The 14,005-nt window shown below is 75.1% G+C and carries 10 protein-coding genes; 2 read left to right on the top strand and 8 right to left on the bottom strand.

Annotation, left to right across the window (positions count from 1 at the left end):
* Positions 1-53: 53 nt before the first annotated feature.
* Together purH and purN are read right to left on the bottom strand one after the other, a co-directional pair.
* Positions 54-1,619 (bottom strand): bifunctional phosphoribosylaminoimidazolecarboxamide formyltransferase/IMP cyclohydrolase, encoded by a 1,566-nt coding sequence (purH, locus tag ACF09E_RS27060; RefSeq protein WP_392207755.1) that lies wholly within the window; start codon positions 1,617-1,619, stop codon positions 54-56.
* On the bottom strand, positions 1,594-2,223 hold the full coding sequence (purN, locus tag ACF09E_RS27055) for a phosphoribosylglycinamide formyltransferase (protein WP_392207753.1): 630 nt from the start codon (positions 2,221-2,223) through the stop codon (positions 1,594-1,596). The genes purH and purN overlap by 26 nt, the downstream gene beginning before the upstream one ends.
* A gap of 368 nt (positions 2,224-2,591) precedes the next feature.
* On the opposite strand from purN, the gene ACF09E_RS27050 reads away from it, so the two are divergent.
* A complete protein-coding gene (locus ACF09E_RS27050; protein ID WP_392207751.1) occupies positions 2,592-3,356 on the top strand; it encodes a hypothetical protein in 765 nt (254 codons plus the stop codon).
* A gap of 33 nt (positions 3,357-3,389) precedes the next feature.
* Here ACF09E_RS27050 and ACF09E_RS27045 read toward each other — a convergent pair whose 3' ends face one another.
* A complete protein-coding gene (locus tag ACF09E_RS27045) occupies positions 3,390-4,979 on the bottom strand; it encodes a DUF6350 family protein (RefSeq protein WP_392207749.1) in 1,590 nt (529 codons plus the stop codon).
* Positions 4,980-5,098: 119 nt separating this feature from the next.
* Between ACF09E_RS27045 and ACF09E_RS27040 the strand changes: the two genes are divergently transcribed.
* The gene (locus ACF09E_RS27040; protein WP_392207747.1) at positions 5,099-6,475 is read left to right on the top strand and encodes a sigma factor-like helix-turn-helix DNA-binding protein; all 1,377 of its coding nucleotides are present in this window, start codon (positions 5,099-5,101) and stop codon (positions 6,473-6,475) included.
* A gap of 107 nt (positions 6,476-6,582) precedes the next feature.
* On the opposite strand, the gene sucD is transcribed toward ACF09E_RS27040, so the two are convergent.
* The 5 genes from sucD to ACF09E_RS27015 all read right to left on the bottom strand — a co-directional run bounded on the left by sucD (position 6,583) and on the right by ACF09E_RS27015 (position 13,921).
* The gene (gene sucD, locus ACF09E_RS27035) at positions 6,583-7,467 is read right to left on the bottom strand and encodes a succinate--CoA ligase subunit alpha (protein WP_361858496.1); all 885 of its coding nucleotides are present in this window, start codon (positions 7,465-7,467) and stop codon (positions 6,583-6,585) included.
* Between the two features lie 19 nt (positions 7,468-7,486).
* Positions 7,487-8,665 (bottom strand): ADP-forming succinate--CoA ligase subunit beta, encoded by a 1,179-nt coding sequence (gene sucC / locus ACF09E_RS27030; RefSeq protein WP_033210588.1) that lies wholly within the window; start codon positions 8,663-8,665, stop codon positions 7,487-7,489.
* 464 nt (positions 8,666-9,129) lie between these two features.
* The gene (locus tag ACF09E_RS27025) at positions 9,130-10,359 is read right to left on the bottom strand and encodes a VWA domain-containing protein (RefSeq protein ID WP_392207745.1); all 1,230 of its coding nucleotides are present in this window, start codon (positions 10,357-10,359) and stop codon (positions 9,130-9,132) included.
* Entirely contained in the window at positions 10,356-12,767 is a 2,412-nt protein-coding gene (locus tag ACF09E_RS27020; protein WP_392207743.1) for a DUF5682 family protein, read from the bottom strand. The genes ACF09E_RS27025 and ACF09E_RS27020 overlap by 4 nt, the downstream gene beginning before the upstream one ends.
* Entirely contained in the window at positions 12,764-13,921 is a 1,158-nt protein-coding gene (locus tag ACF09E_RS27015) for an AAA family ATPase (protein WP_392207741.1), read from the bottom strand. The genes ACF09E_RS27020 and ACF09E_RS27015 overlap by 4 nt, the downstream gene beginning before the upstream one ends.
* Positions 13,922-14,005: the final 84 nt, after the last annotated feature.

The raw sequence follows: 14,005 nt of genomic DNA, 5'->3' as shown, positions 1-14,005 counted from the left end.
GGCCCCCGGCCCCCCGTGGAGGGGTTCGGCGGGCCGCCCGTGGCCTGCGCGGCTCAGTGGAAGAAGTGGCGCGTCCCCGTGAGGTACATCGTCACGCCGGCCTTCTTCGCGGCCTCGACGACGAGCTCGTCCCGCATCGAGCCGCCCGGCTGCACGACCGCCTTCACGCCGGCCGCGGTGAGGATCTCCAGGCCGTCCGGGAAGGGGAAGAAGGCGTCCGAGGCGGCGTAGGAGCCGCGCGCCCGCTCCTCGCCCGCCCGCTCGACCGCGAGCTTCGCGGAGTCGACGCGGTTGACCTGGCCCATGCCGACGCCGACCGAGGCGCCGTCCTTGGAGAGCAGGATCGCGTTGGACTTGACCGCGCGGCAGGCCTTCCAGGCGAAGGCGAGCTCGGCGAGCTCCTCGGCGGACAGGGCCTCGCCGGTCGCCAGGGTCCAGTTCGCCGGGTCGTCGCCCTCGGCCTGGAGGCGGTCGGTGACCTGGAGCAGCGCGCCGCCGTCGATCGGCTTGACCTCGACCGGGTTGCTCGGGGCGCCCTCGGCCTTCAGGACGCGGATGTTCTTCTTCCTGGCCAGGATCTCGACGGCCCCGTCCTCGTACGCCGGGGCGACGATGACCTCGGTGAAGATCTCCGCGACCTGCTCGGCCATCGCGACCGAGACCGGGCGGTTGACGGCGATGACGCCGCCGAACGCGGACAGCGGGTCGCAGGCGTGGGCCTTGCGGTGCGCCTCTGCGACGTCCGCGCCGACCGCGATGCCGCACGGGTTGGCGTGCTTGATGATCGCGACGCAGGGCTCGGTGTGGTCGTACGCGGCCCGGCGCGCGGCGTCGGTGTCCGTGTAGTTGTTGTACGACATCTCCTTGCCGTGCAGCTGCTCGGCCTCGGCGAGGCCGCCCGTGCCGTCCACGTACAGCGCGGCGCCCTGGTGGGGGTTCTCGCCGTAGCGCAGGACGTTGTTCCGCTCGTAGGCGGCGCCCAGGAAGTCGGGGAAGCCCGAGTCGTCGGCGGCCGCGTAGTCGTCGGCGAACCAGGCGGCGACGGCCACGTCGTACGCCGCGGTGTGCTGGAAGGCCTCGCCCGCCAGGCGCTTGCGGGCGGTCAGGTCGAAGCCGCCGGCCCGGACGGCCGCGAGGACGTCGCCGTACCGCTCGGGGCTGGTGACGATCGCCACGGACGGGTGGTTCTTGGCCGCCGCGCGGACCATCGAGGGGCCGCCGATGTCGATCTGCTCGACGCACTCGTCGGGGGTGGCGCCGGAGGCGACGGTCGCCTTGAACGGGTAGAGGTTCACGACGACCAGGTCGAAGGGCTCCACACCGAGCTCTGCGAGCTGCGCGCGGTGCGACTCCAGGCGCAGGTCGGCGAGGATGCCGGCGTGCACGCGCGGGTGGAGGGTCTTGACGCGGCCGTCCAGGCACTCGGGGAAGCCGGTCAGCTCCTCGACCTTGGTGACCGGCACCCCGGCGGCGGCGATCTTCCCCGCCGTGGAGCCGGTGGAGACGAGCTCGACACCGGCCTCGTGCAGACCGCGGGCCAGCTCCTCCAGACCCGTCTTGTCGTAGACGCTGACCAGCGCGCGGCGGATGGGCTTAACGGTGTCCGTGTTCACCGACATGAACCTTTCGTCCCTCAATGCGGTAGCCGTGCCGGGCGAGGCGCCCCACGACGTCGACGAGCAGTGAGCGCTCGACTTCCTTGATGCGCTCGTGCAGAGCGGCTTCATCGTCCTCGTCCCGCACCTCGACCACGCCCTGGGCGATGATCGGGCCGGTGTCGACACCGTCGTCGACGAAGTGGACGGTGCACCCGGTGACCTTCGCGCCGTAGGCGAGGGCGTCACGCACCCCGTGGGCACCGGGAAAACTGGGCAGCAGAGCCGGGTGGGTGTTGACGACCCGGCCGCCGAAGCGGGCGAGGAACTCCTTGCCGACGATCTTCATGAAGCCGGCCGAGACGACCAGGTCCGGCTCGTACGCGGCGGTGGCCACGGCGAGGGCGCGGTCCCACTCCTCGCGGGTGGCGTGGTCCTTCACCCGGCACACGAAGGTGGGCAGTCCGGCGCGCTCGGCGCGCTCCAGACCGGCGATGCCGTCGCGGTCGGCGCCTACCGCGACGATCTCCGCGCCGAACCCCTCGGGGTCCGCGGCGATGCCGTCGAGGAGGGCCTGAAGATTGGTACCGGAACCGGAGACCAGGACGACGAGGCGGGCGGCAGCCACTGGGTCACTCTTTCCGTGGTGTTTGTACGGTCGTACGAACGAATCGTGCCGCTCGATACGGGGAACCCTACGAATGGCTCGACCGTCAGCAACGATACCGGCACACCGGACGGCCCCCACGGGACGGGGGCGGAGCAGGGCGGTAGCGTCAAGGTCCGACGCCGGACGCGGACCCCGACCAGCACCGGTCGGAACGCGGACGGCGCGGCGGACGACGAGCACGGAGCGGTTCGCGGACGCGGCACGGCAGGGGCACCCGCGGCAGCAGGCGGGCGCACCGGTGCGGCGGTTCGCAGCAGGAGACGAGACAGCAGCGGAGACCACGGGTGCGGCCGTGGTCCTGACGACAGAGGGAAGACGTTCAGCTGATGCCGGAACGCCAGTCCACGGACGACAACAACCCGTTCGCGCCGCCGCCCGAGGGCAGGCCGGACCAGCCGTGGCAGCCGCGGCGACCGGACGGCCCTGACAGCCCGGCCGACGAATCGTCCGGCTCCGGGTCGTCGGGGCCGTCCGACGGCCGCTGGAGCCCGCGCCAGCCGGGCCGCTCGGACGACGGCTTCGGCCGCGGGCCCGAGCGGCAGGGCGGCGGCCCGGAGGGCGGGCCGGGCCAGGGCGGCGGCCAGGGCGGCGGTGGGCGCGGGCTCCGCTGGGATCCGACGGACCCGGCGCAGCGCCGCGCGCGGTACGCGATCCTCGCCGGCATGTGGGCCTTCTTCTTCGCCGTCTTCGAGATCCCGGAACTGGCGCTGCTGCTCGGCGCCCTGGGCCTCTACTGGGCGATCAGCTCGCTGCGCGCCAAGCCGGCGCCGGCCGGCGGGGTGTCGCCGACATCACAGCCGGCGGGCGGGCCGGCGTCCCAGCCCTCGGGACAGGCGCCCGGACAGCCCGCCGGCCGGCCGTCCGGTCAGGGCGCCACGGCGGCGCCGCTCCGCTCGATGCGGACGGCCGCGATCAGCGGTCTCGTCGCGGCGAGCGTGGCCCTGATGATCGTCGCGGTCGGCTTCACCATGCAGGTCGTCTACCGCGACTTCTACGAGTGCCGTGACGACGCCCTCACCCACGCGGGCCAGCTGGCCTGCAACGACCTCCTCCCTAAGCCGCTGCGCGCGGGCTTCGGCGTCCGGGAGTAGCACCCCGGACCGCGCCTCGGGTCGCCCCGCCGGTCAGGCCGGGCCGCCCCGGTCGGCGGGCGGCGCCGGGCGCGGTGGCGGCGCGGTGGGCTCCCAGGCCGCCGGGAGGTAGTCGTAGGGCTCGAACGCGGCGTCGCCGTACGGGTCGTAGTCGGCATAGGCGTCACGGGCCGGGTCGTCCCCGCGTCCGGCCCCCGCGCCGGCCCCCTTCGGCCCGGCGGCGCCCGCGGCCTCCGAGGCACCGTGACCCGAGGTACCCGAAGCCCCCGCCGCCTTCCCTCCGGAAGGCGGCGGGGGCTTCTCCGACTCCGCGCCCCCGGCCTCCTCCCCGTCGGGGGACGACGGGCCGCCGGGCACGGAGCCGGCCGCGGGCGTCTCCGACGCCGCCACCGCCCGGCCCGCCGAAGCCTCCGCGGGGACCGGGAGCGGCTTCGGCCGCGGGACGCGCCGGCCCCAGGCCCGTACCGCCAGGGCCACCGGGACCCCGACGCACGCCCCCCACAGGACCGCCGCCGCACCCGTCTGCCACCACACCGGGCCGAAGACCGACAGCCGGGCCGAGCCGAGCGGTCCGCCCGCGGCGGCCGACAGCACGGCGATCACCGCCCCGCAGGCCCAGGCCGCGCCCAGGGCCGTCAGGGTCGTGTCCCGGGCCGTCCAGGTGCGCGCCGCGCGGCCCACCCGGCCGCCCTGGAGCAGGGCCGCCGCCAGCGGGACCGCCACGGCCGCCCCCTGCGTCCAGCCGCCCCGTCCGTCGTCGGGCAGCGCGGCGAGCAGCGGGAACGGCGGCGCGGCCGGGTCCCCGACGAGGCCCAGCGGCGTCGCGAAGGCGCCCGTGCCGAGGGCGAAGCCGGGTCCGAGCCCGTACGCGGTGCCCCAGACCGCCATGTTCGGCAGCAGCGCGAGGACCAGCAGCAGCACCGCGATCCGCCCGGACCACTCCCCCGTGAGGGCCGCGAAGGCGGTCTGCGCCTCGCCCGCGTGCCGGGCGAGCGAGACCGCGGCGACGACCGCACCGCCGCCGAGCAGGGCGACGAGGCCGAGTCCGGTCGCGCGCAGGGCGGCGGCCGCCTGCCGCTGCGCGGGCAGCGGGCGCCCCAGCGCCGTCCAGGCACCGGCCCCGGCCGCGCCCAGCACGAGCGGGGGCAGCCACAGCCCGGCGGCGAGCAGATCGGCGGGCAGCGGGCCGCTCGTGCCGTAGAGCACGACCGCGGCGGCGACCAGGAGGTATCCGCCGGCCACGGCCCCGACGGCGCCGGCGGCGGACGGCCGACGGCGGTCGTCGTCGACGGCGTCGAGGGTGTCGCGGGTGGCCCGGTGGACCAGCCAGACGGGCAGGACGGCCAGCAGCATCGGCGCGACGCCGAGGGGTGCGGGCAGCCCGGACAGGGTGTCCGTCCGGACGAGGTCCACTCCGTGCGCGAGGAGCCAGAGACCGGCGGCCAGGTGCAGGGCGCCGCCGGGGCCGCTGTCGGGGTACGGGGAGCCGATCCAGGCGGCGACGACCAGGACCGCGAGGGCGCCGAGGCCGAGTCCGGCGGCGACCCCGCCCCGGACGCAGGCCAGGGCGAGGGCGGCGGAACGGCCGCTCTGGACCAGGGGGTGCTCGGTCACGTGGGTCACGGGGCCATGCTCCCAACGACACGCGCTTTTGCCGCGTAACAGGCAAACATCCGCTGTGTCGCTCAATATACATTTATGTACTTTTCCGCCCACAGCAGCTCTGCGGGAGGTCGACACCGATGAGCCGGAGCACCGCGGATTCCGCATCCTCCGCCGCCCTGCCGACCCCCAAGGAGCGGCGCAGGTTGCGTGAGGCCCTCGCCCTGAGCGAGGAGCAGGTCGCCGAGGCCATGGGCGTCACGAAGGCCACGGTCAGGTCATGGGAGACCGGGCGTTCGACACCCCGGGGCCGCAAGCGCGAGGCGTACGCGAAGCTGCTCGGCACGTCCGGGCCGGCCGACGCGTCGAACCCCTCGCCTCCTCCGGACGGGGCCGACGAGCCCGAACAGCCGCGGTCCGGGCCGTCTTCACCCGTTCGGCCGCAGGCCCCGGCGAAGGACCGGCAGCAGTCCCCGGCGAAGGACCGGCCGCAGCCGCCCGCCCCCGCCCCCGCCCCCGCCCCCGCGGCACACGTCCGCCCCAGGCCCGCCGCCAAGCGGGCCGCGAAGCCGCCCCGGGCCCCCTCCCCGTCCCCCGTCATCACGGCGGCCCCCGCCCGCAAGGGCCCCCCGAGGCCCCAGGAGCGGCTGAAACCGGTCGCCGCCGCGGCCCCGCGGATCGCGGAGGAGCGGCCCGCCGGGCCCCCCGCCGTACCGGGCGCCACCGCCGAGGAGGCGTTCGACGAGCTGTACGCACGAGCGGCGCCGGGCCTCGTCCACCAGACGTACCTACTGACCGGCCGGCGGCGGCTCTCCCGCGAAGCCGTCGAGCAGGCCTTCCACCGCGCCTGGGAGCACTGGCCCGAGGTCGCCGTCGACGCGGACCCGGTGGGCTGGGTGCGGGCCACGGCCTACGAGTACGCCCTCTCCCCCTGGCACCGGCTGCGCCGCACCCACAAGCACCCCGACGCGCCGCCCACCGAGGCGGGACGGCGGGCCCTGCTCACCGCCCTCCTCGAACTCCCCGCGCCCTACCGGCGCACCGTCCTGCTCTACGACGGGCTCGGGCTCGACCTGCCGGAGACGGCGGCCGAGACCGAGGCGAGCACCCCCGCCGCGGCCAACCGGCTGCTGCACGCCCGCACGGTCCTCGCGAAGAAGGTCCCCGAGCTCGCCGAGCCGGAGGTCCTGCACCGACGGCTCGGCTCGCTGGTCGCGGAGGCGCCGACCACCGCTCTGCCGGCGGCCCGCGCCGTCCGGTCGGGCAGTGAGCGCCGGGCGCGGACCTGGACCCGTGCGGTGCTGGGGGTGACGGCGGTCCTCATCGGGGTCACCGGCTTCGCGGCGGCGACCGCGCCGACCCACTACATCCCGGTGAACGCCCCCGGCGAGACCGTCAACGGCGTCCCGGTGCGGGGCGGCCCGGAGAAGCTCCGCCCGGAGGACCTGGTGCTCCGCGACAAGCTGCGCTCCCAGCCGAACCCGGGCCCGGAGCGGCTGGTCCCGGCCGCCCAATGACCCCGCGCCGGCCGGCGCACGCGAGAGGGCCCCGCCCCCGCCCGGAGTCCGGGCGGGGGCGGGGCCCTCTCGTACGGCTACCGCGGAGTTTCGCGGCAACCGGTCGCTCAGCCCGCGAGGATGGCGCGCGCGAGCTTCGCCGTCTCGGTCGGCGTCTTGCCGACCTTGACGCCGGCGGCCTCGAGGGCCTCCTTCTTCGCCTGGGCGGTGCCGGAGGAGCCGGAGACGATGGCGCCGGCGTGGCCCATGGTCTTGCCCTCGGGCGCGGTGAAGCCCGCGACGTAGCCGACGACCGGCTTGGTGACGTTGGCCTTGATGAAGTCGGCCGCACGCTCCTCGGCGTCGCCGCCGATCTCGCCGATCATGACGATCAGGTCGGTCTCGGGGTCCGCCTCGAACGCCGCGAGGGCGTCGATGTGCGTGGTGCCGATGACCGGGTCGCCACCGATGCCGACGGCGGACGAGAAGCCGATGTCACGGAGCTCGTACATCATCTGGTACGTCAGCGTGCCGGACTTCGAGACCAGGCCGATGCGGCCCGGCTTCGTGATGTCGCCCGGGATGATGCCGGCGTTGGACTGGCCCGGGGTGATGAGACCGGGGCAGTTCGGGCCGATGATGCGGGTCTTGTTGCCCTTCGCCTGCGCGTACGCCCAGAAGGCGGCGGAGTCGTGGACGGCGATGCCCTCGGTGATGACGACGGCCAGCGGGATCTCGGCGTCGATCGCCTCGATCACGGCGGCCTTCGCGAAGGCCGGCGGGACGAAGAGGACCGAGACGTCGGCGCCGGTCTCCTTCATCGCCTCGGCGACGGTGCCGAAGACCGGGACCTCGGTGCCGTCGAAGTCGACGGTGGTGCCGGCCTTGCGCGGGTTCACGCCGCCGACGATGTTGGTGCCGTCACCCAGCATGAGCTTGGTGTGCTTCATGCCCGTGGCACCGGTCATGCCCTGGACGATGACCTTGCTGTCCTTGGTCAGGAAGATAGCCATGGTGTTCTGACCTCGTCCCTTACTTCGCAGCCGCGAGCTCGGCGGCCTTGTCGGCCGCGCCGTCCATGGTGTCCACACGCTGCACGAGCGGGTGGTTCGCGTCCGACAGGATCTTGCGACCCAGCTCCGCGTTGTTGCCGTCGAGGCGCACGACCAGCGGCTTGGTGACCTCTTCGCCCTTCGAGGCGAGGAGCTCCAGGGCCTGGACGATGCCGTTGGCGACCTCGTCACAGGCGGTGATGCCACCGAAGACGTTGACGAACACGGACTTGACGTCCGGGTCGCCCAGGATGATCTCCAGGCCGTTCGCCATGACCTCGGCGGAGGCGCCGCCGCCGATGTCGAGGAAGTTGGCCGGCTTCACGCCGCCGTGGTTCTCACCGGCGTACGCGACGACGTCCAGGGTCGACATGACCAGACCGGCACCGTTTCCGATGATGCCGACCTCGCCCTCGAGCTTGACGTAGTTGAGGTTCTTGGCCTTGGCGGCAGCCTCGAGCGGGTTGGCTGCGGCCTTGTCCTCGAGCGCCTCGTGGTCGGGCTGGCGGAAGTCGGCGTTCTCGTCGAGAGACACCTTGCCGTCCAGGGCGAGGATGCGGCCGTCCTTGGTCTTGACCAGCGGGTTGACCTCGACGAGGAGCGCGTCCTCGGCGACGAAGGTCTTCCACAGGGTCACCAGGGCCTCGGCGACGCCCTCGGCCACGTCGGCCGGGAACTTCGCCAGGGCCACGATCTCGCGGGCCTTCTCGATGTCGACGCCGTCCACGGCGTTGACCGGGACCTTCGCGAGGGCCTCGGGGGTCTTCTCCGCGACCTCCTCGATGTCCATGCCGCCCTGCACCGACGCCATCGCGAGGAAGGTGCGGTTGGTGCGGTCGAGGAGGTACGAGACGTAGTACTCGGCCTCGATCTCCGGGGACAGCTCGGCGATCATCACCTTGTGGACCGTGTGGCCCTTGATGTCCATGCCGAGGATGTCCGTCGCGCGGGCGACGGCCTCGTCCGGGTTCGCCGCCAGCTTCACGCCGCCGGCCTTGCCGCGGCCACCGACCTTCACCTGCGCCTTGACGACCGACTTGCCGCCAAGACGCTCGGTGGCCTCGCGCGCCGCCTCAGGCGTGTCGATGACTTCACCGGCCAGCACCGGTACACCGTGCTTGGCGAAGAGGTCCCTCGCCTGGTACTCGAACAGGTCCACGCGCGTCCGTCCCTTTTCTGATGATCGCGGTTCGTTGTCTGCGTGGGCGTGCCGCGGAGGGCAACGTGACTGCACTGTCACAAGGGAGGCGTACACGGTGTCCGTGGACGCGGCATGTCCGTCTCGCAGGTTATCGCCGAGGGCCGTGGGTCCCTAAATCGCAGATCACAACGGAGCGGTGATACGGGTCACAGGGTGTAGGGGCCACGGGGTCGCCGGCGGGGGCCGCGGAGGGCTGCCGCGCGGCCTCCGCGGCAGGCGGGGCCTGGCCTCCCGGCCCCTCACGACGCGCCGGGAGCACGGGTGAGGGCCGCCTGGAGACCTCTGTGATATGGGACTCAATGAGGCGTGGAACACCCGAGCGGGTGGTCCGGCGACGACGGATTCCGCATCCGCCGCCCCGGAGGCCTCCGGACGCCCACGGGACGGACGGGGCGGCGGATGGGGCGGGCGTGCCGGGGCCGTCAGACCGCGGGTATCGGCAGCGGGCGCTTCTCCAGGGCGGCGGCCATGATCTCCGGGAACAGGTCGGGCGTGCAGGCGAAGGCGGGGGCGCCGAGCGCGGCGAGCGCCGCCGCGTGGTCGCGGTCGTAGGCCGGGGCGCCCTCGTCGGAGAGCGCGAGCAGGGCGATGAACTGGACGCCCGAGGCCTTCATCGCCGCGACCCGCTTCAGCATCTCGTCGCGGATGCCCCCTTCGTACAGGTCGCTGATGAGGACGACGACCGTGTCGGCGGGCCGGGTGATCTTCGACTGGCAGTGGGCGAGGGCGCGGTTGATGTCGGTGCCGCCGCCGAGCTGGGTGCCGAAGAGGACGTCGACGGGGTCGTCGAGCCGGTCGGTCAGGTCGACGACGGCGGTGTCGAAGACGACGAGCCGGGTGGCGATCGACCGCATGGAGGCGAGCACGGCGCCGAAGACGGAGGCGTGGACGACGGAGGCGGCCATGGAGCCGGACTGGTCGACGCAGAGCACGACCTCCTTCCGGATCGCCTGCGAGGCACGCCCGTGGCCGATCAACCGCTCGGGGACGACGGTGCGGTGGTCGGGCAGGTAGTGGGCCAGGTTGGCGCGGATCGTCCGGTCCCAGTCGATGTCCCGGTGGCGCGGGCGGCTGATCCGGGCGGAGCGGTCGAGCGCGCCGGTGAGGGTCGCGCGGGTGCGGGCGGCGAGGCGCTTCTCCAGGTCGTCGACGACCTTGCGGACGACGGCCCGCGCGGTCTCCCTGGTCGTCTCGGGCATGGCCTTGTGGAGGGAGAGCAGCGTGCCGACGAGGTGGACGTCCGCCTCGACGGCCTCCAGCATCTCCGGCTCCAGGAGCAGGGTGGCGAGCCCGAGCCGGTCGATCGCGTCGCGCTGCATGACCTGGACGACGGACCGGGGGAAGTACGTGCGGATGTCGCCGAGCCAGCGGGCGACGGAGGGCGCCGAGGCCCCCAGTCCGGCCGAGCGCTCCCGCCCGGCGCGCTCGCCCGGTCCCTTGGCGCCGTAGAGCGCGGTCAGGGCGCCGTCCATGGCGGCGTCGGTGCCGGTCAGCGCGCGGCCGGTGCCGTCGGCCTCCCCGCCGCCGAGGACGAGCCGCCAGCGGCGCAGCCGCTCGTCGTCCGCGGTCCCCGCCCGCGGTCCGGCGAGGGGTCCGGCGAGCGGTCCCGTGGTGCCGCCCGGGGTGGTGCCGGTGGTCGTGCCGGTGCTCATACGAGGACCTCCGTGCCGAGGACGAGATGGAGGACGGGCAGTACGGCGTCCGCCCGGGCCGGGTCGGGGTCGGCCGCGAAGCCGGGGACGCCCGGCAGGGCGTGGCCGGGCCCGCCGGTCCCCGGGCCGCGGGCGACCAGTTCCCCGAGCGTGCGGCGCACCCCGGGCTCGTACCCGGCGAAGGTGCGCCGCAGCAGCGGCAGGACGTCGCCGAAGGCCTCCGCCGGGACGCCCGTGAGCCAGGCGTCGACCAGTCCGAGGAGCCGTTCGTCGTGGACCAGGAGCAGCCCGCCGCCGGAGGCCCCGCCGGCGAATCCGTCGATCCAGGCGGCGGCGTCGGGCGGCGGGGTGCCGGGCGAGAGGGCGCGGCTCATGAGGACGGCGGCCTCGTCGACGGCGATCCGGCCCTCGTCGAGCAGCAGCCGGGCGGCCCGGCCACGGAGGACGCCCGGGATCCGGTCGCGGTCGGCGAGGCGGCGAAGGACGCCGGCCCAGCGGTCGGCGAGCCCGGCCGCCCCGGGCAGCAGGGCGAGGGCCCGGTGCACCTCGTCGATCCGCTCGCGCATGGCGGCGGCCGCGTCGGGGTCGAGCCCCGCGCAGGCTGGCGGCAGGCCGACGCAGATCCGTTCGGCGAGGCCGGCGGCGACCTCGGCGAGGGCCTCCGTCCGGGTGCCCCGGACGTCGCCGTAGCGCAGGGCGCGGGCGAGCGCGGGAAGGGCCTGGGCGAGATGGGAGACGTCGGTGTCGAGCGCCGCCCGGTCGGCGAGCGTCCGCATGACGACGGGCAGGGCGTCGCCGAGTCCGGCGAGGAGGCACTGCTCGGCGAGGGTGGTGATGTCGGCGAGGGTCGCCGCCCCCGTCGCCCGGGACCGCGCCCGGGCGGTGGCGGCGGCCTCGACGGTGGTGCCCCAGACGCCGGCCTCGGCGACCCGGACGTGCAGTTCGGGCTCCCAGCGCAGCCGCCAGCCCTCCCGGAAGGTGCCGGTGCCGGAGCGGCCGGTGGACGGCTCGCCCCAGCCGACACCGAGGAGCCGCAGCCGGTGCAGGAGCCGGCTGCGCTCCCCGTCCGTGTCCTTGCGGAGGTCGAGGTCGAGGTCGCGCTCGGCGGCCTCCGGCTTGAGGCGCAGGGTGCGCTGACGGCGGGCCAGGTCGCGCTGGAGGGGGACGGCAGGGGCGCCGGCCGGGACCTCGCCGAGGACGTCGCCGACGACGAGGCGGTCCCGGACGAGGTCGAGGGGCACGTCGGAGCCCTCGCAGAGCACGGCGCGGACGGCGTCGGTCGTCTCGTCGAGGCCGGGGCGCGGGCGGCCGCGGAGGGCGGCGAGGCCTTCGGCGAGCCGGACGGCCTCGATCACGTGCGCGGGCGAGACCGGGTGGTCCTCGGCCCTGAGGAGTCCGGCGACCCGGGTCATCCACCGCTCGACGGGCCGGTCGGGGGCGGCGAAGAGGTGGGCGTACCAGCCGGGTGAGGCGATCCCCGCGCCGTATCCGGAGCGGCGGGCGAGCCTGCGGTGGGTCCAGGGGACCCAGGTCGTCTCGGTCTTCACCTTGGGCAGGCCCTTGAGCAGGGCCCGGTCGGCGGCGACGGTCGTCCTCCGGGTGAGGGCGGGGACGTGCCAGGCGCCGCACACGACGGCGACGGCGTCGTCGCCGAACTCCTTGCGGGCCGCGCGCAGCCGGATGCGCATGTGGGCCTCGCGGACGAGGTCGCGGGGGTGTCCGCCGTGCCCGTGGGCCTCGCGGAGGGCTCCCATCGCCTCGGCGAGCGCCTCGAAGGGGGCGGTGGGGTCCTCGCCGCCGCGCAGTTCGACGGCGTCCTCCCACCAGCGCTCGGCGTCCTCGTATCCGGCGGCCGCGGCGAGTTCGGCGACGGGGTCGACCGGTGGGCCGCTCCCGGAGGCCCCCTCCTCCCCGTCGTCGCCGTCGTCCCAGGTGGGGTCGGCGGCCAGGGTGTGCGCGGCCGGCAGGTCGACGAACCGCACGGCGGCGCCCCGGTCGAGGGCCCAGCGGAGGGCGACCCACTCGGGTGAGAACGCGGCCATCGGCCAGAAGGCGGCCCGGCCGGGGTCGTCCACGGCGTGGGCGAGGAGGGCGACGGGCGGCCGCATGGCGGGGTCGGCGGCGAGGGCGACGAGGGCGTCGGCCTCGGTGGGGCCCTCGATGAGGACGACGGCGGGCTCCGCCGCGTCGAGCGCGGCCCGCACTCCCCGCGCGGACCCGGGCCCGTGGTGCCGCACCCCGAGCAGGAGCGGGCCGCCGCCGGGGGCGGCCCCGGCGCGCACCGCGGACGCGCGCGCGGGAGCGGCCGGCGAGGGGAGGGCGGGCGTGGGGGTGAGGGTGGAGGTGGTACGGGAGTCGGCCGTGGACGCGGACGCGGGCTCCGGGCGGCCCGTGGGCGCGGACGTCATCCGCTCACCTCGCGGCAGGCGCGGTAGAAGTCCTTCCAGCCGTCCCGCTCTCTGACCACGGTCTCCAGGTACTCCTGCCAGACGACCCGGTCGGCCGCGGGGTCGCGGACCACCGCGCCGAGGATGCCCGCCGCGATGTCCCCGGGGCGCAGGACCCCGTCGCCGAAGTGGGCGGCGAGCGCGAGTCCGCCGGTGACGACCGAGATGGCCTCGGCCGTGGAGAGCGTCCCCGAGGGGGACTTGACCCGCGTCCGGCCGTCGGCGGTGACCCCGTCGCGCAGTTCGCGGAAGACGGTGACGACCCGGCGGATCTCGTCGACGCCGTCCGGTACGGCCGGCAGCGCGAGGGAACGACCGAGCTGCTCGACCCGGCGGGCGACGATGTCGACCTCCGCCTCGGGGGTCGCGGGCAGCGGCAGGACCACCGTGTTGAAGCGGCGGCGCAGCGCGCTGGAGAGCTCGTTGACGCCCCGGTCCCGGTCGTTGGCCGTGGCGATCAGGTTGAATCCGGGGACCGCCTGGACCTCCTCGCCGAGCTCGGGCAGGGGCAGGGTCTTCTCGGACAGGATCGTGATGAGCGTGTCCTGCACGTCGGCGGGGATGCGGGTGAGCTCCTCCACGCGCGCGGTCATGCCCCGGGCCATCGCCCGCATGACGGGGCTCGGCACGAGGGCGTCCCTGCTGGGGCCGTGGGCCAGCAGTCGGGCGTAGTTCCAGCCGTACCGCACGGCCTCCTCGGGGGTGCCGGCGGTGCCCTGGACGAGGAGGGTCGAGTCCCCGCTGACGGCGGCGGCGAGGTGCTCGGAGACCCAGGTCTTGGCGGTGCCGGGGACTCCGAGCAGGAGCAGCGCCCGGTCGGTGGCCAGGGTGGTGACGGCGACCTCGACGATGCGGCGCGGGCCCACGTACTTGGGGGTGATCACCGTCCCGTCGGGGAGGGTGCCGCCGAGGAGGTAGGTGGCGACGGCCCACGGCGAGAGGCGCCAGCGGGCGGGGCGGGGACGGTCGTCGGCCGCGGCGAGCGCGGCGAGTTCGTCGGCGAAGGCGTGCTCCGCGTGCGGCCGCAGGACCTCGGTCGCGGCCTGCGGCCCGCCCGGTCCGGTGTCCGTCTCGGCACCGGACCGGGGCTGCGCGATGGTTTCGGGCACGGTCATGGATCCCCCTCCAGATCGTTCGATCTGCTGTGGGATCCACCGTGCACCATGCCACTGACAATCGGAGTCACCGCTGGTCAGGGG

The sequence above is a fragment of the Streptomyces sp. NPDC014891 genome, from assembly GCF_043081085.1.
GTDB lineage: Bacteria > Actinomycetota > Actinomycetes > Streptomycetales > Streptomycetaceae > Streptomyces.
Note: the sequence above shows the minus strand (reverse complement) of the source record. Positions and strands in the feature narration are given on the sequence as shown.

What these genes read in the sequence shown, in the direction of transcription:
- ACF09E_RS27025 (WP_392207745.1), bottom strand. Translation starts at nt 10,359, where the DNA reads ATGAGCACCGGCACGACCACCGGCACCACCCCGGGCGGCACCACGGGA.
- ACF09E_RS27040 (WP_392207747.1), top strand. Translation starts at nt 5,099, where the DNA reads ATGAGCCGGAGCACCGCGGATTCCGCATCCTCCGCCGCCCTGCCGACC.
- ACF09E_RS27020 (WP_392207743.1), bottom strand. Translation starts at nt 12,767, where the DNA reads ATGACGTCCGCGCCCACGGGCCGCCCGGAGCCCGCGTCCGCGTCCACG.
- purH (WP_392207755.1), bottom strand. Translation starts at nt 1,619, where the DNA reads ATGTCGGTGAACACGGACACCGTTAAGCCCATCCGCCGCGCGCTGGTC.
- ACF09E_RS27050 (WP_392207751.1), top strand. Translation starts at nt 2,592, where the DNA reads ATGCCGGAACGCCAGTCCACGGACGACAACAACCCGTTCGCGCCGCCG.
- sucD (WP_361858496.1), bottom strand. Translation starts at nt 7,467, where the DNA reads ATGGCTATCTTCCTGACCAAGGACAGCAAGGTCATCGTCCAGGGCATG.
- ACF09E_RS27015 (WP_392207741.1), bottom strand. Translation starts at nt 13,921, where the DNA reads ATGACCGTGCCCGAAACCATCGCGCAGCCCCGGTCCGGTGCCGAGACG.